The 22,036-nt window shown below is 66.8% G+C and carries 27 protein-coding genes; 11 read left to right on the top strand and 16 right to left on the bottom strand.

Going from position 1 to position 22,036, the window contains the following annotated elements; genetic code table 11:
• Positions 1-262 precede the first annotated feature (262 nt).
• The 3 genes from ACZI8W_RS00595 to ACZI8W_RS00585 all read right to left on the bottom strand — a co-directional run bounded on the left by ACZI8W_RS00595 (position 263) and on the right by ACZI8W_RS00585 (position 3,132).
• On the bottom strand, positions 263-898 hold the full coding sequence (locus ACZI8W_RS00595) for a GNAT family N-acetyltransferase (RefSeq protein ID WP_463366537.1): 636 nt from the start codon (positions 896-898) through the stop codon (positions 263-265).
• A complete protein-coding gene (gene glp, locus ACZI8W_RS00590) occupies positions 895-2,157 on the bottom strand; it encodes a molybdotransferase-like divisome protein Glp (RefSeq protein ID WP_463366536.1) in 1,263 nt (420 codons plus the stop codon). Before glp ends, ACZI8W_RS00595 begins: the two co-directional genes overlap by 4 nt.
• A gap of 63 nt (positions 2,158-2,220) precedes the next feature.
• The gene (locus ACZI8W_RS00585) at positions 2,221-3,132 is read right to left on the bottom strand and encodes a UTP--glucose-1-phosphate uridylyltransferase (RefSeq protein ID WP_463366535.1); all 912 of its coding nucleotides are present in this window, start codon (positions 3,130-3,132) and stop codon (positions 2,221-2,223) included.
• Positions 3,133-3,191: 59 nt separating this feature from the next.
• Between ACZI8W_RS00585 and ACZI8W_RS00580 the strand changes: the two genes are divergently transcribed.
• The 4 genes from ACZI8W_RS00580 (at position 3,192) to mscL (ending at position 5,564) form a co-directional block, all read left to right on the top strand.
• Positions 3,192-3,794: a 5-formyltetrahydrofolate cyclo-ligase gene (locus ACZI8W_RS00580; protein WP_463366534.1), complete on the top strand. Its 603-nt coding sequence runs from the start codon at positions 3,192-3,194 to the stop codon at positions 3,792-3,794.
• Between the two features lie 62 nt (positions 3,795-3,856).
• Entirely contained in the window at positions 3,857-4,144 is a 288-nt protein-coding gene (locus ACZI8W_RS00575) for an FmdB family zinc ribbon protein (protein WP_463366533.1), read from the top strand.
• A 114-nt stretch (positions 4,145-4,258) separates the two neighbouring features.
• On the top strand, positions 4,259-5,011 hold the full coding sequence (locus tag ACZI8W_RS00570) for an SAF domain-containing protein (protein ID WP_463366532.1): 753 nt from the start codon (positions 4,259-4,261) through the stop codon (positions 5,009-5,011).
• 118 nt (positions 5,012-5,129) lie between these two features.
• The gene (mscL, locus tag ACZI8W_RS00565) at positions 5,130-5,564 is read left to right on the top strand and encodes a large conductance mechanosensitive channel protein MscL (protein ID WP_463366531.1); all 435 of its coding nucleotides are present in this window, start codon (positions 5,130-5,132) and stop codon (positions 5,562-5,564) included.
• 158 nt (positions 5,565-5,722) lie between these two features.
• Here the strand turns inward: mscL and ACZI8W_RS00560 are convergent, their stop codons facing one another.
• The 10 genes from ACZI8W_RS00560 to mrf all read right to left on the bottom strand — a co-directional run bounded on the left by ACZI8W_RS00560 (position 5,723) and on the right by mrf (position 13,749).
• The gene (locus ACZI8W_RS00560; protein ID WP_463366530.1) at positions 5,723-6,361 is read right to left on the bottom strand and encodes an MspA family porin; all 639 of its coding nucleotides are present in this window, start codon (positions 6,359-6,361) and stop codon (positions 5,723-5,725) included.
• Between the two features lie 53 nt (positions 6,362-6,414).
• The gene (locus tag ACZI8W_RS00555; RefSeq protein WP_463366529.1) at positions 6,415-7,191 is read right to left on the bottom strand and encodes an MspA family porin; all 777 of its coding nucleotides are present in this window, start codon (positions 7,189-7,191) and stop codon (positions 6,415-6,417) included.
• Positions 7,192-7,771: 580 nt separating this feature from the next.
• Positions 7,772-7,909 carry a hypothetical protein gene (locus tag ACZI8W_RS00550; protein ID WP_463366528.1) on the bottom strand — a complete coding sequence of 46 codons (138 nt, stop codon included), beginning with the start codon at positions 7,907-7,909 and terminating at the stop codon, positions 7,772-7,774.
• Between the two features lie 88 nt (positions 7,910-7,997).
• Complete coding sequence (locus ACZI8W_RS00545; protein ID WP_463366527.1) at positions 7,998-8,495, bottom strand: MogA/MoaB family molybdenum cofactor biosynthesis protein; 498 nt, start codon at positions 8,493-8,495, stop codon at positions 7,998-8,000.
• 74 nt (positions 8,496-8,569) lie between these two features.
• Complete coding sequence (locus tag ACZI8W_RS00540; protein ID WP_463366526.1) at positions 8,570-9,811, bottom strand: S1C family serine protease; 1,242 nt, start codon at positions 9,809-9,811, stop codon at positions 8,570-8,572.
• Positions 9,812-9,924: 113 nt separating this feature from the next.
• Positions 9,925-11,307 (bottom strand): sensor histidine kinase, encoded by a 1,383-nt coding sequence (locus ACZI8W_RS00535; RefSeq protein WP_463366525.1) that lies wholly within the window; start codon positions 11,305-11,307, stop codon positions 9,925-9,927.
• 8 nt (positions 11,308-11,315) lie between these two features.
• The gene (locus tag ACZI8W_RS00530) at positions 11,316-12,005 is read right to left on the bottom strand and encodes a response regulator transcription factor (protein ID WP_463366524.1); all 690 of its coding nucleotides are present in this window, start codon (positions 12,003-12,005) and stop codon (positions 11,316-11,318) included.
• Positions 12,006-12,050: 45 nt separating this feature from the next.
• The gene (gene rpmF, locus ACZI8W_RS00525) at positions 12,051-12,224 is read right to left on the bottom strand and encodes a 50S ribosomal protein L32 (RefSeq protein ID WP_463366523.1); all 174 of its coding nucleotides are present in this window, start codon (positions 12,222-12,224) and stop codon (positions 12,051-12,053) included.
• A 29-nt stretch (positions 12,225-12,253) separates the two neighbouring features.
• Complete coding sequence (locus ACZI8W_RS00520; RefSeq protein ID WP_463366522.1) at positions 12,254-12,511, bottom strand: type B 50S ribosomal protein L31; 258 nt, start codon at positions 12,509-12,511, stop codon at positions 12,254-12,256.
• Positions 12,508-13,749, bottom strand: coding sequence for a ribosome hibernation factor-recruiting GTPase MRF (gene mrf / locus ACZI8W_RS00515; protein WP_463366521.1), 1,242 nt, complete (start codon positions 13,747-13,749; stop codon positions 12,508-12,510). Before mrf ends, ACZI8W_RS00520 begins: the two co-directional genes overlap by 4 nt.
• Positions 13,750-13,866: 117 nt before the next feature.
• Between mrf and rpmB the strand changes: the two genes are divergently transcribed.
• Genes rpmB through rpsR form a run of 4 tightly spaced genes read left to right on the top strand, consistent with a single transcriptional unit; the run spans position 13,867 to position 14,844 of the window.
• Entirely contained in the window at positions 13,867-14,103 is a 237-nt protein-coding gene (gene rpmB / locus ACZI8W_RS00510; protein WP_330134980.1) for a 50S ribosomal protein L28, read from the top strand.
• Positions 14,103-14,267, top strand: coding sequence for a 50S ribosomal protein L33 (gene rpmG / locus ACZI8W_RS00505; protein WP_463366520.1), 165 nt, complete (start codon positions 14,103-14,105; stop codon positions 14,265-14,267). The genes rpmB and rpmG overlap by 1 nt, the downstream gene beginning before the upstream one ends.
• 2 nt (positions 14,268-14,269) lie before the next feature.
• Complete coding sequence (rpsN, locus tag ACZI8W_RS00500) at positions 14,270-14,575, top strand: 30S ribosomal protein S14 (protein WP_463366519.1); 306 nt, start codon at positions 14,270-14,272, stop codon at positions 14,573-14,575.
• Positions 14,576-14,586: 11 nt separating this feature from the next.
• Positions 14,587-14,844 (top strand): 30S ribosomal protein S18, encoded by a 258-nt coding sequence (rpsR, locus tag ACZI8W_RS00495; protein WP_463366518.1) that lies wholly within the window; start codon positions 14,587-14,589, stop codon positions 14,842-14,844.
• Positions 14,845-14,950: 106 nt separating this feature from the next.
• Here rpsR and ACZI8W_RS00490 read toward each other — a convergent pair whose 3' ends face one another.
• Positions 14,951-15,814 carry a DUF559 domain-containing protein gene (locus tag ACZI8W_RS00490; RefSeq protein WP_463366517.1) on the bottom strand — a complete coding sequence of 288 codons (864 nt, stop codon included), beginning with the start codon at positions 15,812-15,814 and terminating at the stop codon, positions 14,951-14,953.
• Positions 15,815-15,973: 159 nt separating this feature from the next.
• Between ACZI8W_RS00490 and ACZI8W_RS00485 the strand changes: the two genes are divergently transcribed.
• Positions 15,974-16,900, top strand: coding sequence for an AEC family transporter (locus ACZI8W_RS00485; RefSeq protein ID WP_463366515.1), 927 nt, complete (start codon positions 15,974-15,976; stop codon positions 16,898-16,900).
• Here the strand turns inward: ACZI8W_RS00485 and ACZI8W_RS00480 are convergent.
• Positions 16,889-18,676: an ABC transporter ATP-binding protein gene (locus ACZI8W_RS00480; protein WP_463366514.1), complete on the bottom strand. Its 1,788-nt coding sequence runs from the start codon at positions 18,674-18,676 to the stop codon at positions 16,889-16,891. The two genes, ACZI8W_RS00485 and ACZI8W_RS00480, sit on opposite strands and share 12 nt — an antisense overlap.
• Positions 18,673-20,388, bottom strand: a complete 1,716-nt coding sequence (locus tag ACZI8W_RS00475) for an ABC transporter ATP-binding protein (RefSeq protein ID WP_463366513.1) — start codon at positions 20,386-20,388, stop codon at positions 18,673-18,675. Before ACZI8W_RS00475 ends, ACZI8W_RS00480 begins: the two co-directional genes overlap by 4 nt.
• A 61-nt stretch (positions 20,389-20,449) precedes the next feature.
• On the opposite strand from ACZI8W_RS00475, the gene ACZI8W_RS00470 reads away from it, so the two are divergent.
• Both ACZI8W_RS00470 and ACZI8W_RS00465 read left to right on the top strand, forming a co-directional pair.
• Positions 20,450-20,842 (top strand): hypothetical protein, encoded by a 393-nt coding sequence (locus ACZI8W_RS00470; protein ID WP_463366512.1) that lies wholly within the window; start codon positions 20,450-20,452, stop codon positions 20,840-20,842.
• Positions 20,843-20,845: 3 nt separating this feature from the next.
• On the top strand, positions 20,846-22,018 hold the full coding sequence (locus ACZI8W_RS00465) for an MFS transporter (protein ID WP_463366511.1): 1,173 nt from the start codon (positions 20,846-20,848) through the stop codon (positions 22,016-22,018).
• Positions 22,019-22,036: the final 18 nt, after the last annotated feature.

Below are 22,036 nucleotides of genomic sequence, written 5' to 3'. Positions count from 1 at the left end.
GGCGGCCCTCCTCCCAGCTGTCGTCTACCAGTCCGTCGACGCCACTGACCTTTTCCAGGTTAACGGCATCATCACTCTTATCCCTACAGAAACGCCGACTCAGACGACTACTGCCGTCACTCGAGTCACGCGAAACCATGTGACACATTATTCACTCTAGTCACACAGATATACATCTGCGCTGGGGATTGTTACTCATGTTGCACGTAACGTGCATTACACGCAGCGCGTGGTCCCCACCGAATCAGGCAGCCACAGGCACTCAAGCCCAGGTCGCGCGGCCACTTCGCACCAACCGGTCGGCCACCGAACCCGGCACTTCCTCGACCGTCATCGCAACGAGAAGATGATCACGAAACCGTCCGTGCACATCGAGGTACCGCTGCAGCAGACCCTCCTCACGGAACCCGACGTTGCGCAGCACGGCGCGGCTGGGCTCGTTCTCCGGGCGCACTGTGGCCTCGACCCGGTGCAGGCCGATAGGTCCGAAGCAGTGATCGAGGCCGAGGGCGACGGCCGCCGTCGCCACCCCGAGCCCGTTGACGTCCTTCTCGACCCAATAGCCGATCCATGCCGACCGCAACGCACCGCGCACGATGTTGCCCACCGTGATCTGACCGCAGTACCGACCGTCGAGCTCGATCGCCATGGGCACCATCAACCCTTTGCGCGCCTCCGCTCGCAAACTCCGGTACAGGCCCGGCCACACGGAGACGTGGTGCCGCATGTCCCACGGAGACTCCCCCGTCGGCTCCCACTGCTCGAGATGTTCGCGGTCGCGCGTGCGCAGCCGACTCCACACCGCGGCATCCCTCAGCCGCACCGACCGCACTGTCACCAACCCACCCGCCACGCGAAGCGGCCCCAGATCGGCCGGCCACCCGGGGTGACGACTCATCCACGCTGCCCGAGGAACGACACGTCCACCGGGTCCCCGGTGCGGATCTCGGACACCTCCGGCGGAACCAACACCAGGCAATTCGCTTCCGCGAGGGTCGCAAGCAGGTGCGACGACCCGCCCGCAGCACCGCCGAGGGCCTGCACGAGATAGTCGCCCGTCGCCTCGTCGCGCATGAGCTGCCCGCGCAGAAATCCCTTGCGTCCGGGAATCGATGTGATCGGAGCGACCGTCCGGGCCGCGACGATCCTGCGCATCGGCTGACGTCGACCGAGCGCAATCCGGATCAGCGGACGCACCATCACCTCGAACACGACCAGAGAACTGACCGGATTCGACGGAAGCAGAAAAGTGGGTACCTCGTCGCGACCGAGCTGCCCGAATCCCTGCACAGAGCCCGGGTGCATGGCCACCCGCTCGACCTCGAGCTTCCCGAGGTCGGTCAGGGCCTCCCGGACGTCGTCGAGCGCACCGCCACCGACAGCACCCGCGATCACCACGATCTCGGAGCGGATCAACTGGCCCTCGACCACCTCGCGCAGCCGCCTCGGCTCGGTACCCGCGATCCCGACCCGGTTGACGTCGGCGCCGGCGTCGCGCGCAGCCGCCGCCAGCGCGTAGGAGTTCACGTCGTAGACTTGCCCCGGCCCGGGTGTGCGATCGATGTCGACGAGTTCGCCACCGACCGAGATCACCGACAGTCGCGGCCGCGGGTGCACGAGTACCTTGTCGCGCCCGACAGCGGCGAGCAGACCCACCTGGGCGGCGCCGATGATCGCGCCCGCACGCACCGCTACGTCGCCGGGCTGCACGTCGTCGCCGGTGCGTCGCACATAGTCGCCCGACCGGACCGGTTCGAGCACCTTGATCCGAGCGTCGCCCCCGTCGGTGCTGCTGAGCGGGAGCACCGCGTCGGCGAGGGTGGGCAGCGCCGCACCGGTATCGACGCGCACCGCCTGTCGCGGCTGCAACCGGATCGGCTGGCGCGACCCCGCCCGGACTTCGCCGACTACCGGCAACGTCACTTCTACGGGCTCTTCACCGGGTTCCGGTTCGGGACGTGCACGCACCGCCTGCACATCGACGCTGCGGACCGCGTAGCCGTCGATCGCGGCCTGATCGAAACCCGGCAACGGCCGCTCGGTGACCACTTCCTCTGCGCAGAGGAGGCCTTGTGCCTCGGAGATCGCCACCCGCACAGGCCGGGGCGCCACGGCTGCCGCCGTCACCCTGGTCTGCTGATCTTCAACCGACCGCATACCGCTACTCGTCCTCCAGCCCGCGCTACCCAGCGTCACCGTTCACAGATCACCCGTTCGACGTCATCGTTCGAGACGTTCGACCAGCCACTCACGAAGCGAGGGACCGTACTCCTCCGTGTTCAACGCAGAGTCAACCGCAGCGCGCAGGTAGCCACCGGGATTTCCGAGATCGTGTCGAGTGCCGCGGTGCACCACGACGTGGACGGGGTGCCCCTCGGAGATCAGGAGTGCGATCGCGTCGGTCAGTTGGAGTTCGCCACCCGCGCCCGGCTCGATGCGACGCAGCGCGTCGAAGATTGCTCGGTCGAGGAGGTACCGGCCGGCCGCAGCGAACGTCGACGGTGCATCCTCGATGGCCGGCTTCTCGACCATGCCGAGGACCTTGAGCACGTCGGGGTTGGCGGCATCGGGCACGGATTCGACGTCGAACACGCCGTACGCGCTCACCTGGTTCTTCGGCACGTCGATCGCGCACAACACGGAACCGCCACGCTTGCTGCGCACCTTCTGCATGGTTTCGAGGACACCGACGGGCAGCACGAGGTCGTCGGGCAGGAGCACTGCGATCGCATCCTCGTCGTCGTCCAGCGCATTCTCGGCGCAGGACACGGCGTGACCCAGCCCCAGCGGCTGCGCCTGGACCACCGAGTCCACCTCGAGGATCCCGGACGACTTGCGGACCTTCGCAAGAAGCTCGTACTTGCCCTTGGCCTCGAGCTTCGATTCCAGGACGAGATCTTCGACGAAGTGTGCAACCACACCGTCCTTGCCGGGCGAGGTGACGATCAGCAGCCGCTGAGCGCCCGATTCCGCCGCTTCGCCCGCCACCAGCTCGATTCCCGGCGTGTCGACCACGGGAAGTAGCTCTTTCGGCACGGTCTTGGTGGCGGGGAGGAAGCGGGTCCCCATACCCGCCGCCGGCACGACCGCGGTTCTGAAATGCCGCGCGACCTCGGTCGAATTGTTCGTCATAAGCTCCAACCCTAACTTTGCCGACGAAGTGATGGCTCGGTGATCCTAAGGTGACGACTATGCATCCCCCGACCAAGGCCGATTGGCGCACCAAGGTCCTCGATGGACGGCGCACACTCGGCACCGAACGGCGGCGCAGCGAGAATGCCGCTTTGGCCACGTTAGCCGCAACGCTCGTTCCCGCCGACACGACCGTGTGCGCGTACGTGCCCGTCGGATCCGAACCGGGCGGCCTCTCGATGCTGGACGCGCTGAGCAATGCGGGTGCCGAGGTCCTTCTACCGATCACCCGGCCGGGTGCACCACTGTGCTGGGCGCATTTCCTCGGCGCGAAATCACTGGTCGCGGCAGGGTTCGGACTGCACGAACCCGCAGGCGACGTACTGCCACCCGAGACGGTGGGCCGGGCACACACTGTTCTCGTCCCGACTCTTGCGGTGGACCGGCGCGGGGTGCGCCTCGGCCGGGGCGCCGGGTTCTACGACCGCACCCTGCACCTGGCTGCGGCGGATGCGCGGATAGTTGCGGTGGTGCGCGACGACGAACTCGTCGACGAGCTACCCGAGGATCCGCACGACATTCGGATGGGGTGGGCGTTCACCCCGGGATCGGGGCTGGTCCGTCTGGGCCTCCGGGATGGTGCGGAACAACACAGACCCTAGATTTGTTGGCACTGTCGGCTGTAGAGTGCTAAAGCTGATCGTATACGCGGAGGAGTCCCCCGGTGCCCACTTATTCATATGCCTGCACGGCCTGCGACAACAAGTTCGATATCCTGCAGTCGTTCAGCGACGAGTCGTTGACCGAATGCCCCCAGTGCACCGGCAAGCTTCGTAAGCTCTTCAACTCCGTCGGCATCGTCTTCAAGGGGAGCGGCTTCTACCGCACCGATTCGCGCAGCGGCAGCACCTCGAGCGAGTCCGCTACTCCCGCGAAGACGGAGACGAAATCGGAACCGGCGCCTGCCGCGGCATCCACGTCGTCGACCACAACGGCCGCAGCAGCCAGCTGACACGATTCCGACTCCTCCCCGGAGTTGTCCACAGGCAGCCTGTTCATCCACAGGTTGCCCGAATACGCCGGTTTCTCGAGTCCGGCGGGCTGGCCCGACCCCTAGGTTCGGAGCATGCCCGTCGGACTTTCGTCGTTTCGAGATCAACTGCCGTTTCGAGATCAACTGCCGTTTCGAGATCAACTGCCGTTTCGTGACCGCGCTCCGCGACCCGCATCGCCTCTGGAGCCGAACCTTCCCGACCGCATCCGCACCCTGCTACGCCCCGGCTGGGCCCGCACCGTCGCCGTCAGGCGCGCCGTAGCGGCCCTCCTCGTCCTCCTGGCTGCGGTCCTCGCGCTGCGAAACGACCCCGCTGCCGAACGGACTGCCGTGGTGGTCGCCGCTCGTGACCTGGCCCCGGGTGTCGCGCTCACCGCCGACGATGTCGAGTTCGCCGATCGCGACACCTCCACCCTCGCGACGGGCACCCTCACCGATCTCGCCGACGCCATAGGCCACACGCTCGCCGGTCCGGCACCGGCCGGTGAGGCGCTCGTCGACACGAGGATCCTCGGGCCTCGGCTCGCGGCGGCGGCCGTCGGTGCCGACGATGCGCGGGTCGTGCCCATCCGGCTTGCCGATGCGGGGGTGGGCCGCTTGTTGCGCGAGGGAGACAAGGTGGACGTGCTGACCGTCACCGGTGAGCACGACGCTGCAACGGGTGATGCTCACGTGCTGGCGCGAGGAGCGGTGGTGGTGCTCGCTCGGCACGAGGAGGCGTCCGATCAGCGCGAACGCGTCATCCTCGTGGCACTCGAACAAGAGCAGGCCGTGTCGGTGGCGGCTGCGTCGCTGACAAGTGCTTTGACCGTCACTCTCCACTGAGGCCACGCGGACGGTCTGCGCGGTTTATCGTCCCACTATCGGCAGGTGATGTGGAACACGCCGCATCACGGTCACGTCGATGCCGCGTTCAGGCGGCCGGGCCGAAAGGGAAAGCACCATGTTGAAGGGATTCAAGGACTTTCTACTGAGGGGCAACGTCCTCGATCTTGCCGTCGCAGTGGTGGTCGGTACCGCGTTCACCGCCATCGTCACCGCATTCACCGAGTACATCGTCAACCCGCTCATCGCGGCGCTGGGCGGCGACAACGAGATGGGCTGGGGCTTTCAGCTTCTCGGCGACAACCCCGCCACATTCATCAACATCGGCGCGGTGATCTCGGCGGCAATCAACTTCATCATCATCGCCGCAATCGTGTACTTCATCCTGATCGTGCCTGCCAACGCAGCGAAGAAGCGGTTCACCACCGAGCCGTCCGACGAGAAGGCCAGTGCCGAGGACCTGCTCATCCAGATCCGCGACATCCTCGAGGCCCAGACATCGCAGGCCGGACAGGGCGGCGCACACGCCAAGCCCGCACCCGACCAGCCCTAGGTGCGCCCGAGGCTTCCTCCGCCCGTGCGGGTTTCCGTTGCCTCACGACCTGCGGGAACCCGGGTAAGCGGCGGAAACTCCACCGGTGAATACGAAAGAAGCTGGGCCCGCGAACGGGCCCAGCTTCTTTCGTGCTTCGGCGTATGCCGGACGTCTCCCTAGACGGTCCAGGCCTGGCCGTAGGTGGTGACGTTGTCGCCGTTCGCGGTGATCGCGCGGACGAACGGACGCACCTGGACAGCGCCGAGGACACCGGAGGCGGTGCCGTGGACGTTGGAGAACTGGACGGTCTTGAAGTCGCCGTCGAATTCGCCCTCGGCAACGACGAGCTCTTCGATGCCCGGAGCCGGGGTCAGCTCGAGCTCGGCGTAGGCCTGCGGGAGGATGTCGGTGATCTTGGCTTTTCCGCCTCCATCGAAACCAGCCTCCAGCTCGAGCCCCGGAGTGGAGTAGGTGACGCCGATGGCGCCGTCGATGCTGCCGGCCCATGCGAACTGGTAGCCGAACTGGAACGTGGTGCCCTCAGCGTCGGCAGCCTTCTCGCCGAGGAGGTTCGCGGTGCCGCGACCGTTGTGGAAGAACTCGCGGTTGAACGGGCTGCCACCGAGTGCCGGCACACCGTGGATGAAGGTGTCTTCCTGCGTCACGACGACCTCGAGGCCGTCGGAGACGATACGGTTCTGGTCATTGACCTCGGCCGAAGCAGCGCCCGAGGCACCGACGACCATGCCGAGAACGGCGGCACCGGCCAGGACGCTGTTGCGTGCGGCCTTGAAGCCACGCGACTTGATTCCCATGATTACTCCGTACTTGGTGGTGGGGATTTACTGCGGGATTGCTCGGACCGGGCTCAGAGAGTCCAGACCTGGCCGTAGGTGGTGACGTTGTCGCCGTTGTCGGTGATCACGCGAACGAACGGACGGAGCGAGACCGGGCCGATGACACCGGTTGCGGCACCGTGCACATTGGCGATCTGGACTTCCTTGAAGTCGCCGTCGAACGCGCCTTCGGCGACGACGATCTCTTCGATGCCCGGAGCGGGAGTCAGCTCGATTGCGGCGGTGGCCTGCGGCAGGAGGTCGGTGAGATAAGTATCAGCGCCATCGAACACGAGTCCTTCTTCCCCGGACTCCCGGTAGATGGTCTCCATCACAGGCTCACCGGTCTCGGGATCGAGGACCTCATTGCCTTCGTCATCGAGCACAGGCTGCTCGCCCGCTACCTCGAACGACGGAGCCTGCACCGCGTAGATATCCGCGTCTACACCTGGACTCGTCCAACTGAATCCGATCGCACCGTCGAGCGATGCCGACCACGCGACCTGGTAGCCGAACTGGAAGGTCGAGCCCTCGAAGTCTGCCGACTCGGGTCCGACGATGTGGGCGAGGCCGCGTCCGTTGTGGAACCACTCACGGCTCAGCGGGCTGCCACCGATCGGAGGCACACCGTTGATGAAGGTGTCTTCCTGGGTGACGATCACCTCGTGGCCGTCGGAGACGATCCGGTTCTGGTCGTTGACCTCGGCGCTTGCCGCCCCGGCCGATCCGAGAACCAGACCGGCCACAGCGGCCGCCGCCACCGTGGCGTTGCGGGCGGTTCGGAAACCGCGTCGCGTCTGAATCTTCATGAATGCCTCATCCGTTCTCTGGTGCCGGGTTGCGCGCCCGCGTCCGACAACTTGGTCGCCCTAGCCGTCCGCGGGGCACGTTCCACACAGAACTCACCGCCGGTCCATGCCGCCGGTGAGCTCGTTGTCGATCAACGTCCGCACGGTTTTGCGTTACCGATTCGTGATCAAGAGTGACGTTCGAGACCACCCCTTGACCTGATCGAACCTGTGAGGAGATTAGACCGTGACCAATCACTAGGCAACGGCTACACCCACGGCGCGGTACGGCAGGGCACCGCTGCAGAAAACTGGCGGGAGCGCAAAATATGTGACACTCGGATTCACTTCAAAATCCGGCAATTCGTACACGCAGAGTGGCGCCCCCGACCGAGCCCCGGACGTCCGCCCAGGTAAAACGTCGAATTACATGCACCTATAGTGCAGGAATCAGGGTCTACGCTGTGATGATGAACACCCCTGAGTGCGCCACCCCCGAGCACCGCGGGGAAACGCAGCATTACGAAGAGGTTGCGACACGCCGATACGCAGCACAGACCGGGTACTTAAGTAACCCTATGCACAGTGATTGATATCACACTCATCCATGATGGGGTGGCACCTGGCGTTTGAGCCATTCGTCGGAATCGTCCGGACGCTCCCCTCCATCACCGCGTTCGTCCTTCGTCGTGTCGGGAAGTGCGTCGCCGAAGATCCGAGCGAGCCGAGCCCGGTCCACCCGGGCTCGGCCCTCCTTCTCCGACGACGCGACCTCCGGGTCGACGCCGGAACCGCTGTTCGTGTCGTCGCTCGACCCGGAGATGGCGCTACTCCTCTACCCTCGAGAGGTCTTCGATGACATGGGTGGCGAGCGGCAGCAGCGTTGCCATGCCGTCGCGGATCGCCGCACGCGACGAGGCAAGGTTCGCGACGAGCGTCGAACCCGACACCCCGACGAGACCCCGCGACAAGCCCGCGTCGACGGCACCCGATGCGAGACCCGACGACCGCAAGGCTTCGGCGATCCCCCTGACCTCGTGATCGAGCACGTCCGCAGTCGCGTCCGGCGTCACGTCGCGCGGGGTCACCCCGGTTCCACCGACGGAGATCACAAGATCCACTCCCCCGATCACCGCGGTGTTGAGCGCGTTGCGGATCTCCACCTCGTCGGCCGAGACCGACACGACACCGTCGACGACGTAACCTGCTTCGACGAGCAGTTCTGTCACCAACGGACCGGTCGAGTCGGGACTGTCTCCGTGCGAGACCCGGTCGTCGACGATCACCACGAGTGCACGACCCGTGTGCGGGGTTTCGAGTTCCATGGTGTCAAAGGTAGTTCGCAGGCCGTCCAGACGCGCTGTATGTTCGACAATCTCCATGATGTCTGCCTCCTGAATCATCGGCCACCATCCGCGTCGGAGGCGGTTTCAACATCGACCGTCGTCGGGTTGTTTCCCTGTGCGTCGGTGTACGTGACGCTCACCGAGGTGCCCGGCGCCTGTGAGCGGATCGCCGCGATCAAGGAATCACCGTCCGTGATCACCCGGTCATTCACCTTCGTGATCACGGAACCGGCGGGAATTCCGGCACGAGCGGCGGGTCCGTCCGGAACGACCTCGACAACTGCGGCCCCGTTCACGTCTGCCCGAGCGGGGACCTGGACACCGATGAGCGCGTGCGTCGCAGTTCCGGTGTCGATGAGTTCGTCAGCGATGCGACGAGCCTGATCCACCGGAATGGCGAACCCGAGGCCGATCGAACCGGATTGGGCACCCGACGTCGCGATCGCCGTATTGATTCCGACGAGCCTGCCCTCCATGTCGACCAGCGCCCCGCCAGAGTTGCCCGGGTTGATGGCGGCGTCGGTCTGGATGGCGTCGATCACCGTGTTCTGATTTCCGGTTTCACCATTGGCGGAGACGGGCCGGTTGAGCGCCGAAACGATTCCCGAGGTCACCGTGCTTTCGAGGCCGAGCGGTGAACCGACCGCCACTACGGACTGACCCACCTGCAGGTTCTCGGAGTTGCCTATCTCTATCGGGGTGAGATCGTCTCGGCCCTCCGCGCGGATCACCGCTATGTCCGTCATCGGATCCGTCCCGACGACGCTCGCCTCGGCGGACGACCCGTCGGAGAAGTACACCGTGAGCGCAGCTCCCGGGCCGGCCCCCGCGACGACGTGGTTGTTACTCAGGATCAGGCCGTCGGAGGAGAGGACGACACCGGAACCTTCGCCGGCCCCACTGCGCCCGACCACCTCGATACGCACGACGCTGGGCACAACCCGCTGCGCGACCGCCTGCACGGACCCTTCGGGAGCATTCGCCACGTTCGTGGTTTCCGGGCGCGGTGAGTCGAGTGCGTTCGTCACGCTGGCCCCCGCTCCGGAGTCACGCATCGACCATGCGCCCACAGCACCACCGATTCCGCCACTGACGACGGCCAAGGCGATGGCACCCACGACGAGTGCGGTGCGTCCGGACCGCCGCGTCTGCGTGGGCGCGGGCGGCTGCTGGTAAGGAGCCGTCGGCGGGGTGCCGTACTGGTACGGCTGCTGCGGTTGCGCGGGCCCGGGCTGTCCGGGCCCGGGCTGTCCATGCGCGGGCTGTCCGGAACCGTGGGTGGGGTCGTCGGTCATCTGTTCGTCGCCTTCGTCCTTAGAGTCGATCCGAGTGGAGGATTCGTACTCCATTCAATATGGACCTGTCGGCTGAGAAGCTCCTGAAGAATGGGCTCACAGTTTCCTGGCAATCACTGGGCGTCGAGCTGCGGCATGCCCGGCAGCACGATGCGAATGAGCGCGCCCCCGCGCTCCGATCTGTCCACCGCAATCGTCCCGCCGTGCTTCATCACGACCTGCCGCACAATTGCCAGCCCCAACCCCGAACCGGGCATCGACCGCGCGGTCGTCGCACGATAGAAGCGTTCGAACACCAACTCGCGCTCTTCCTCGGGGATGCCGGGACCGGCGTCGTCCACGGTCAGTTCCATCAACCCAGGGCCGATCTGGTGCATCTTCAACACCACGTCTTCGTCGGCCGGACTCCATTTCGCCGCATTGTCGAGGACGTTGACCACAGCACGGGTGAGGGTCGCGTGATCGCCGAACACGAACCACGGTTCGGTGACCGCGGTGAAATCGATCTCCGTTCGACGCCGTCGCGCACGCTCGAGACTGCGGTCGACGACCTCGGCGATATCGACGGCCTCGAACACCGTCTCGGGCGCCTCTTCCCGGGCCAAATCGACGAGATCGCCGACCAGCGTGGACAGTTCCGCGATCTGACCCACGACGTCTTCGCGGAGTTCGGCCATGTCGTCGTCGGGCAGGCTGGGCGCCCCCGGTCGGCTCGCGGCGATAAGTAGTTCCATGTTCGTTCGCAGTGAGGTCAAGGGCGTACGCAATTCGTGGCCGGCATCAGCGACAAGCCGGGATTGCCGCTCTCGTGATTCGGCGAGCGCCCGCAACATCATGTTGAAGCTCTCGGTGAGGCGAGCGAGTTCGTCGTGCCCGGTGACCCGGATCGGTCGCAGGTCGTCGGTCCTCGCGACACGTTCGGCCGCGGCCGTCAGCCGCGCTATCGGCCGAAGACCGGTACGGCCGACCGTCGCACCGACGGCCGCGGCAAGCACTACCCCGCATCCGCCGACGACGAACAGCACGCTCGCGAGCCGGTTGAGTACTTCGACCGTAGGTCGCAACAGCTGCGCGATGACGATGGTGCTGCCGTCGGGCATCTGTTGCGCCAGGACCCGCTGTTGTTCGACGGTGCGCAACGACAAACTCTGCTCGCCTTCGGCAACGGCGAGTTCCGGTCGGCCGATCGGTACCGATGATCCGGGCGGTACGTAGCGGCCGAGGTCGGGGTAGATGAGCGCAACGCTGATATCGGAGCTGTAGAGCTGGGCGCCGCCGATGTAGCGGGGATCGTAGGTGATCAGCGTGCTCGATTCGACGAGCGCGGCAGCACGGGCCTGCAGTTGCTTGTCGACGTCGGCGTAGAGCGCACGCGAGACCACCATGTAGGCGGCGATGGAGGTCACCGCGACCGCGAGTGCCACGGCTCCCGCGGCGAGTAGGGTGACCCGGGTGCGCAACGGCACCGACCGGGTCAGCAGCATGGGCGGTTTCATCTGCCGACTCACGGAGGGGTCTCGCGCAGCACATAGCCGACGCCCCGCACCGTGTGGATGAGCCGCGGTTCACCGCCGGCCTCCGTCTTGCGACGCAGATATCCGACGTACACCTCGAGGGCGTTGCCCGACGTCGGGAAGTCGTAGCCCCACACTTCCTCGAGTATCCGGCTCCGCGTGAGCACCCGCCGCGGGTTCGCCATGAGCATTTCCATGAGCGCGAACTCGGTGCGGGTGAAGCTGATCTGCCTGTCGCCGCGGGTGACCTCACGTGTCGCGGGGTTGAGGGTGAGATCTTCGAAGCTCATTGCGTCTTCGAGTCCCGCGTCCGGATCCGGAGTGGCGCGGCGCAGCAGGGCCCGCAGCCGCGCGAGGAGTTCTTCGAGCGCGAACGGTTTTGGCAGGTAGTCGTCGGCGCCGGCATCGAGGCCGGAGACCCGCTCCGATACCGAATCGCGGGCGGTCAGCACGAGGATGGGGAGGTCGTCGCCGGTGCTCCGCAGCCGACGGCACACTTCGAGTCCGTCGACGCGGGGCATCATCACGTCGAGCACCATCGCGTCGGGCCGGGCGGCGGCGACTTTCTCGAGCGCGTCCTGCCCGTCGGTCGCGAGTTCGACCGTGTAGCCGTTGAAGCTGAGTGACCGGCGCAGGGATTCCCGCACCGCCCGGTCGTCGTCGACCACCAAGATGCGCATGCGCACCATTTTGACCCCGACCGCTGAGAGGTGCCTGAGAACGGGTCAGAGTGTGTCGGGGTCGACCGTTCCGAGCCGGACGGCTTTGACGAGCCGGCGTGGCACACGGTGGGTCACGCCGCGTACGGTCACCGGCACCAGATCCGGTGCTTTCGCGTGCCATTGGGATCTGCGGCTGCGTGTGTTGGCGCGGGACATGCGACGCTTGGGTACTGCCATGTGAGGCCTCGTTTTCTGTTGATGCAGGGTCAGCCGCGGGGACGCCGGGTGCCGTACTTGCGTTCGAACTTCTCGACCCGCCCGGCGGCGTCGAGCACGCGGGCCGCCCCCGTCCAGAAGGGGTGCGATTCACTGGTGACGTCGACGACCACGAGCGGGTAGGTCTTGCCGTCCGACCACTCGACCGTGCGATCGGACGTGATCGTCGAGCGTGTCAGGAACGTCGACCCCGTATTCGCGTCCTGGAACACGACCGGGTGGTAGTCGGGGTGGAGACCGGTTTTCATGCGTGACCTCTCTTTTCGGAGCCTGATTCCGTGCGTTCGGGCGGCAGATCTGCGCACGGGTCCTGGTGGTAACGGCCGAACGGGTCGTCCCACGTCGGCCACAGCTCGGGGTGGGCGAATTCGCCGTCGGTGAGGAGGGCGTCTCGCAATGCACCGAGCACGGTGTCGGGATCGGCGTCGTGGACGAGCACGACGAGCGAACTGTCGCGGTCTCCGTAGGTGTCGCTCCAGCGCAGGGCGGCCATCGCACGGCGTGCGTCGGGGATGCGCTGTTGTTGTTCGGGAGTCATCGACGCGAGCCACGGTCCACCGTGCGCGACGCGCAGTCCGCACCCCGCAGACTCGATGATCAGCGCATTGTCGGGCTGGGTCGCGACCCAGGCGCGGCCTCGAGTGCGCACGACTCCGTCGAGCAGGACGTCGATCGCCTCGTGGAGTCGCTGGGGGTGAAAGGGTCGTTGCGCGCTGAATTCGAGCAGCCGGATGCCGCAGTCGTCGTCGAGCGGTGGCTGGCCGCGCAACAGCGGCGAGTGCGCATCGGAGATCTCCCCGCGTCGCGCGCCGGACGGGATCCGCTGGAGTAGCGCCTCGACGTCGGGGTTCGTGCTCCACGCGATGGGCGCGTCGGGTGCGAGCCTGGCGAGGACGGCGTGGAGCCGGGCTTGTGCCCAGCCGTCGGCTCCGGGTCGGACGACGAGAGCGTCTGCGAACTCGACCTGTCCCACCACCACCTGGGCGACAGTGCGTTCGTCGTCGGGCGTGGTCGAGATGTCCTCGTCCCCGGTGGCATCGGTCATCCACGTAGCGGCATCCACGCACGTGACGACTGCGTCGATGCGCACGTCACGGGAGGCGGGGCCGTCGATCTGGCCGACGACATCGGCGACGACGACGTGCTCGATCGCCCAGCACAGGGCCTCGGGTTCGAGTTGCGGGTCGAGGTGGAGCACGATCCGGTCGACATCGGATCGTCTGTGCAGCCGGCGCAGCAACGGCAGGAGATCTTCCCGCAGGGTGCAGGACACACAGGTGTGCGCGAGTTCGAGTGCTTCGTGTCGCCGATCGTCCGATGTGGTGACCGTACGGTGCACGATGCCGTCGCCGACGTGCGAGAGGTCGTGGTGAACGACGATCGTTCCCGTTCGCAGGAACCCGTGGGTGACCTGTGCCGCACCGGCATCGCGGGTGTCGACTCCGCCCCGACCCGCCACGAGGATCAGCGGTGTCCTGGTATCCACCAGACTCCTTTCGATAATGATTGTCATTAGCAGTTCAACAGCGTACAGTCGGCGCAGCCATTTGTCGAAAATGATTGTCGTTACGCTCTTCGGGGCGGCCGACAGGAAGGACACATCGTGTCGGCGCACTGCCAGGTGACCGGGCGCTCCCCCGGATTCGGAAAATCCGTCTCGCACTCCCACGTCCGCACCAACCGGCGCTGGAACCCCAACATCCAGCGCAAGACGTACTTCGTCCCGTCCGAGGGGCGACGCGTCACGCTCACCCTCTCCGCGAAGGGGATCAAGACCATCGACCGCGACGGCATCGACGCGGTGATCGCCCGACTGCGCGCGAGAGGAGAAAAGTTCTGATGGCACGAAACGAGACCCGGCCGATCGTGAAACTCCGGTCGACGGCCGGGACCGGATATACCTACGTCACCCGCAAGAACCGCCGCAACGACCCCGACCGCCTGGTCCTGCGCAAGTACGATCCGACGCTTCGCCGACAGGTCGACTTCCGAGAGGAGAAGTAGCCGTGGCCAAGAAGTCCAAGATCGCCCGCAACGAGCATCGCACGCAGGTCGTCGCGCGCTACGCTGATCGTCGCGCAGTACTGAAGGACACGATCCGAGCACCGACGAGCACCGACGAGGAGCGCGCCCGCGCCCAGGCCGCCCTCCAGCGCCTGCCCCGCGACGCCAGTCCGGTACGATTGCGCAATCGAGACGCTGCCGACGGTCGCCCACGCGGCCACCTGCGCAAGTTCGGGCTCTCGCGAGTACGTGTACGCGAGATGGCCCACCGCGGGGAGTTGCCCGGCGTCCACAAGTCGAGCTGGTGAGGAGCGAGAACATGGCAGTCAAACGAGGGCCGTCGAGGAAGTCGCGTGCCGTCGAGGGCCGCAAGCCGAAGAAGAACCCCCTCTTCGCGGCGAAGATCGATCACGTCGACTACAAGGACGTGAACCTGCTCCGCACATTCATCTCCGACCGCGGCAAGATCCGCAGCCGCCGCGTCACGGGCCTGACCCCGCAGCAGCAGCGCGAGGTCGCCATCGCCGTCAAGAACGCGCGCGAGATGGCGCTGCTGCCGTACGTCAGCGGCAAGTAAAACACGCTCGCAGGGCGCCCCTCCCGAACGTTCGGGAGGGGCGCCTTCGTGTCGGGCGTGCAGTTGCTGTCGCCGGTACTCGATGCGCGCGCCGAGTTGTGCACGCTCAAACAGGCGCTCCGGACGCGCGCAGCCGCTGCCGGACCCTGGCCACGATCGACGCGGGCCTTCGCCGAAGCTGCTCCGAGTTGACACGCACCACCGACCACCCGAGCGACGCGAACGCCTCATAGCGCTCGATGTCATACGTGCGCTGACGTTCGTCGGTCCAATGGTGGATTCCGTCGTACTCGACGGCCGTGCGCCATTGTCGCCATCCCATGTCGGCGTGCCCGATCACCCATGAGCCGTCGACAATCGGTACCTGTGTCTCGGGAGCCGGTAGACCACTACGGACGAGCAGCAGCCGAACCCTCGTCTCGGGTATGGACTCGGCGCCCGGGTCGACCAACGCCACCACCTCGGCCAACTGCTTCAGGCCACGCACCCCGGGATGACGCGCAGCGATGTCGAGGATCCCGCGGGGGTGGATGCGGGTCGCTCGGCACAGCGCATCCAGCGTGGCGATCGCGTCGTCACGCTCGAGCCGGCGTCCCACGTCGAATGCTGTGCGAGCCGATGTCGTGACTCGCATCCCGTCGACGACACATACCTCGTCGTCGCTCAATGCGGTGCTGTGAATCACCACTCCGGCGGAGCCGCGGCGGCTACCGGTGCGCACGAGCTCGGCCGGAGCGGTCGCGTCGATCCAGCGGCAGCCGTGCAGAGCGGCAGCGGATAGTCCCGCCGCCACACCCGCGCGAGCGGACCACAGCCACGCCGCCCGCGCCCGCAGCACCGGAGTCACCTCCACGTCCGGATGGATGTAGACGTTGCGGTGCACCCGCCGGAAGCGGCGGAGCTGTCGCACCGACACTCTCCCCGCGGCCACCGCTTCGGTACCGATGAACGGTTCGTCGAATTCCCCCATGAGCACCGACGATGCCCGGCGCCGCACCAGCAGGGAAGGCGCGGGAGGCGATTGTGGACAACTTCTTGGTTGTGCACAACTGAGCAGTTTTCATGACATTTGCGACCAGATGTGCACGGCCGATCGAACGCCGTCCGGAGATCATTAGACTGGGCAACCATGTCTGGTGTGATCTCGGGATTCACTGTGATCTTCGTGATCATCGCAATCGGCTTCGTACTGGGCCGCCGCGGTACGCTCGGCGCCGAGGCCCAGACCGTGCTCAGCCGCATCGTATTCGTCGTCGCAACCCCCGCATTGCTGTTCGACGCACTCGCGACCTCCGATCTGTCGACGATCTTCTCCGAACACCTCTATGTCGGCGCAGCCACTGCGTTCGCCGTGGCCGCCATCTACCTCGTGGTCGCGCGACTGTGGCTGAAGCGCGCGGTACCCGAGCTGACGATCGGCGCGCTCTCCTCCGGCTACGTCAACTCGGCCAACCTGGGCATCCCCATCGCGGTATTCGTGCTCGGCGACGCGTCGTTCGTCGCACCGCTGATGCTCTTCCAGATCATCGTGCTCTCCCCCATCGCGCTCACCGCACTCGATCTGTCCACCGCACGACCGGGGATATCGCGGCTCGAAACGCTCATCACCCCCTTCAAGAACCCGATCGTCGTCGCCGGAGCCGCGGGGCTCGTTGTCGCGGGAACGGGATGGCAGGTACCCGACGCGCTGTTGCAGCCGATCCAGCTGCTCGGCGGCGCGTCGGTGCCCGGCGCATTGCTCGCGTTCGGGTTGTCGCTGCAGGGGGTGCGAGTCCTCCAGAAGGGCACCAGTCCCAGGCGCGACATCGCGCTCGCGTCGGTACTCAAAATCGTGGTCCAGCCCGTGCTCGCGTGGGCGATGGGTCGCTATCTGCTCGGCCTCGACGGCACCGAACTGTTTGCCGTGGTCGTCGTCGCGATGCTGCCCACCGCCCAGAGCGTGTTCGTCTACGCGAGCGCCTACGATCGCGGCATGGTCCTCGCCCGCGACGCGGCGCTCGTCACGACGATCGCCGCGATCCCCGGGCTCGGCGTGGTCGCGGCGCTACTCGCCTGACCGGCCCACCGACCACGCAGCCCACAGCCGCGCGTAGCGTCCACCGCGACGCACCAGCTCGTCGTGGGATCCCTGCTCCACGATCCGCCCGTCCTCCATCAGCACGATCCGGTCGGCGCGCGCCGCCTGACTGAGCCGATGCGCGACGATCAGTGCGCTTCGCCCTCGCAACGCCTCCTCGGCCGACGCCTCGAGCTCGTCGGCACCGGCCGATCCGGCATCCGCCGTGGCCTCGTCGAGGATCACCAGCGCCGGATCGAGCAGGATCAGACGTGCCAGCGCAAGTTGCTGTTCCTGCATCGGGGTGAGTACATGGCCACCGGAACCCACCTCGGTGTCCAGCCCCGACGCCAGCCGCGACACCCAGCCGTGTGCACCGACCCTCTCGAGCACGACAGCGAGCTGCTCGTCGGACGCATCGGGAGCCGCCATCCGCAGATCGTCGCGCACCGATCCGGAGAACACGTGTACTTCCTGGGTGACGAGCGCGATCTCGCGGGTGCGTCGTTCGTCCCCCAATTCGCCGATCGGAACCCCACCGAACGTCACCGTCCCGGAGCTCGCAGGATGCACCCCCGCCAACACTGCCGCAAACGTGGTCTTTCCCGCCCCGGAAGCACCGACGAGCGCGACATGCTCACCGTCGCCGATCGTCAGATCCACCCCGTGCACGATCTCCGGGCCGCTGTCGTAGCCGAAATGCACGCCGTGGGCGACGAGTTCACGCCCCACCGGTGCGGGCGGATCGGAGCGCTCGCGGTGGGCCCCGTCGTACGCTTCGCATTCCTCGATCAGACCCGCGATCCGCGACAGCGACGCGAGGCCGCTCTGCAGAGAGTCCATCACCAGCAGCAATTGCCCGAGCGGACCGAACAGGCGCAGGAAGAACAGCATCGCGGTGGTCGTGACGCCCACGGTGATCGCATCGTTGTCGACCAGGAGGAAGCCAACGAACAGGATCGAGGACATTCCGAGGAACTCGGCGAGATTGACCCGTCCGAACAGGCGGTTGACAACGATGCGGGCCCGCAGCTCCCACCGTGCCACCCACCACGAATGTGCATTGATCGGGCCCGCCAGGCCGGGGCCGAGATCGAACGCGTGCACCGTCGGCAAGCCGCGGATGCCGCCGAGCACATGATGCGCGCGCTCCCCCATTGCCACTCGCGACTGCTGATAGATCGGCGGGGCGTCGCGTGTGTACATCCGCGCGCCCAGGTAGTGGACCGGCAACACCACGACGAGCACGATCAGGAACCGCCAGTCCAGCACCGCGAGGCCGAACATCGTGAGCACGACGGTGAACAGCGCACCGGAGACGGCCGGAGCGGCCTCACGAATCGCGGAGCTGACCTGGGCCACATCGTCGGTCGCCCGCGACACCAGGTCGCCGCTGCCCGCCGATTCGATCCTGGCCAACGGCAGACGCATCGCGGCCGCGAGCATGCGTTCGCGCAGACGCGCCAGGCCCGTTTCGAACAGTTGCGAGGTGAGCATCAGTCCGAGGCCACTCAACGCACTGAACACGATGACCCCGACGACCATCGCCGCCGCGAGCCACCCGATAGAGGTGAGGTCGCCGCCTTCGAGCACGACGTCGACGGAACGCCCCATCGCCCACGGCGTCACCAGTCCGGCCGCTGCCCCGATCACGAGCACGACGAACACACCGAAAGCCACGCGACCCTTACCCGCGAACGCCGACCGCGCCACACGCACGGTACCGCGCGCATCCGCGGTCCGAAACCGCTCACCTGCACGAATAGAAGTGGTCATTGTTTCTCCCCCGAAGGTGCGAAGGTACGACCGGTCAGCTCGCGCACGTCGTCGGCTGCCGCAGTGAACGCAGGCGATCGCGTGAACACCACCGTGGTCCGTCCGCGCCGAAGTTCGGGTAGGCGTTCGGCGATCGCAGCCTCGGTGACGGAATCGACTGCTGTCGTGGGATCGACCAGCACGAGAACTTCTGCGGGCGCGGCGAGCGCACGGGCAAGCGAGACGCGTTGACGCTGCCCACCGGAGAGCAACCGGCCCGCCTCACCGACGGGTGTGTCGAGACCGGCGGGGAGTACCCGCGCGACGTCATCGCACGCCGCGGCGAACACCGCACGAGTGACCCACGCATCGGCATCGGGTGCGTCGTCCGGAATGCCCGCGGCGATGTTGTCGATGACGGTGCCCTCGAACAGGTGCGACGCATGCGGCACCACCCGCACACTGCGTCGCGCCGCGTCGCTTCCGAGATCGAACAAGTCGACGCCACCCACCACGACGCGTCCCTGTTCCGGGTGACGCGATCGCGAGAGCACGGCGACGAGATCGGCGGTGGTCTCGGCGTCGGTATGGACCACGATGAACTTTCCGGCGGCGATCGTCAGATTCAGATCGTGCACATGCCCGACCGTGAGCGACTCGAATTCGACGGTGCCGTCACCCGGGGCGTCGCGATCACCGGTGTCGACTGCGGGCGGCGCCTGCAACACGCTCAGGACCCGCTCTGCGGAGGCGACCGCTGCTGCCCATACCGCACCCATGCTGGATCCGAGCGCAGCGAGCGGACCCATGATCACCTGAGTCACGCCGACGACGGTGATGAGCTGCCCGACGGTCAGCGAGCCGGTGACCGCCATCGCGCCGGCCGCCACCGCTACACCGACGATGAGCAGCCCCGACGCGAATTCCATGGTTGCGATGTAGGCACCTTCGGCGCGCGCCGACCGGAGCACACCGTCGAGTGCCCGACGGCTCGCGCTGTCGTATCGTCGCGATGCCTCCGCGTCGGCACCGATGCCCTTGACCACGCGGATACCGGTGACGAGATCGGTGGCGGTGCCTGCCGCCGCACCCGCCACCTTCTGTTCCTCGAAGCTGCGGCGCCGCAACGGGCCGGAGCCCTTGTCGAGCAGCCACAGGATCACCGGTGCCCCGACGAGGATCGCCAGCCCGAGCGGCCACGACACGCTCAACAGGATGACGGCGCCGAACACGACCGCCGCGACGTGCCCGATCGGGTACACCATGACGGCGATACCGCGGGCGAGGAGTTCGACGTCCGAGGTCGCGATGTTCAGCATGTCGCCGGGGGTCCGCTGCTTTCCACCGACGCCGCGCACGTCAAGGATCCGGTCGGTCACGCGCGTGCGCATCCGGTGCTGCACCGCGAGCATGCCGGACTGCCCGATGCGTCCACCGAAGCGTGCCGCCACCGTCAGGACCGCGAAGACCGCAGCGAGGACGAGTAGCCATCGCCACAGCGCATCGAAGTCTCTGGTCGCGACCGCCCGGTCGATGGCCTGCCCCATCACGACGGGCACCAGCGCTTCGCAGATCTGATGGACCGCGACCAGCAGTGCTGCGGGGATAGTCCACTTCTTCGCCGCCAGCATGGTCCGCACCGTGAATCGGCGGGGTGTGGTGGCATCGTCGATGACGACCTCGGGGGTCGGCATCGCCTGGGGTGGCGGGTCGAAAAAGACTGGCAGCTTCATGATCCTCCGTTATCGTGCGCGGCTACACACATTGCCACGTGACACGCCTACGGTGGGAAGCATGCGTCGTGCCGTACTTCTCGTTTGTTGTCTCCTCGTCGCCGCGTGCGGTTCGACGCCCCCGGACGTCGAACCGCTACCGGAGAGTCCCGAACCGGCGGGAGCCACGGTCTTTTCGGCCCGACCCGACATCGTCGATGCGCATCCGCTGACCATCGCGTCCTTCTCACTCATCGGCGACGACCGGCTGTCCCTGCATTTCGAGACCGGAACCCCGGAGTGCTTCGGCGTCGACCCGGCGGTGACCGAGACCGACGACGTCGTGACGGTGTCGCTGATGGGCGGCACCCTGCCGGAGGCGCAGGACAGCATGTGCATCATGGTCGCGGTGTTCGGCACCGTCGAGGTGCCGTTGCAATCGCCGCTCGGGGATCGAGTGGTCACCGCCTCCTGATCCATGCACACCCCGCCACGCCACTGGCTCCTCTATCTCTGTATCTCCACCGCGTTGCTGCACGCAGCATTCCAGTCGGTGCGCGTGCTCGTGTCGTACCGCATCCTCGACCTCGGCGGCGACGCCGCGACGATCGGCGTGGTCACCGCCCTGTACGCGATCGTGCCGTTGCTCGCGGCGGTCCGGATGGGGCGCGCCGTCGACCGCGGCCATGCCACGGTGATCCTGCGCGGCGGCATCGTCGTGTCCACACTGGGTGTCGGCCTCATCGCGCTGAGTTCCGGCCTGCTGGTGCTGGCACTCGGCAATATCGTGCTCGGACTCGGCCAGCTGCTCGTCACCGTGTCCGGTCAGGCGTTCGTCTCGATCCTGTCGCCGCCGGGCGAACTCGACCGCGGATTCGCCGGGATCACCCTCGGCGTGTCGATCGGGCAGGCCGTGGGGGTACCGGTCGCAGGCATGATCGCCGCGACCCACAGCACCGGCGACGGCGCCGTCGAGACCACGGGGGCACTCATCGCGATGACGGTGCTGGCTGCGCTCGCGCTACCGTTCGTCATCAGCCTTCGGGAACCACCCGGATCAGGCCGGACCGCGAAGGACGGCCCACCCCAGTCGGTTCGCTCAATGCTTGCCACGCCCGGCATGAAACCGGCGATGCTGTCGAGTCTCATCGTGCTGGCTTCCGTCGACCTCATCGTGGTGTACCTACCGCTGCTCGGAGAGCGGTTCGGCTTCGGGGTGCTGCTGGTGTCGGTACTGCTCACCGCGCGCACGGTCGCGTCGATCGTCTCGCGCGCACTGCTCCCGTGGGCGTTGCGGCGGATCCCACGGCGACAGCTGTTGTTGTCGGCGACCGCGGGCACGATCGTGCCCGTCGCGCTGATTCCTCTGGTGCCGAACCCGTGGGTGATCGGGGTGCTGCTCGCGGTGTGCGGAGTGTTCTGGGGTGTGGGCCAGCCGCTGACGATGACATGGGTCGTCGGGTTGGTCGCGCCGTCGGACCGGGCGTCGGCGCTGGCGGTGCGGCTGACGGGCAACCGCCTCGGGCAAGTCGCGGTACCACTCGCGGCGGGCGCGGTCGCCGGTGTGGCGGGGGTCGCGTCGGTGTTCTGGGTGACGGCGGCATTGCTGTCCGCCGCCGCCACCTCGACCTGGCGCGCCTTGCGCAGCTGACGCTGCCCGTGCGCGCTA

This window comes from Rhodococcus ruitaii, assembly GCF_055230935.1.
Note: the sequence above shows the minus strand (reverse complement) of the source record. Positions and strands in the feature narration are given on the sequence as shown.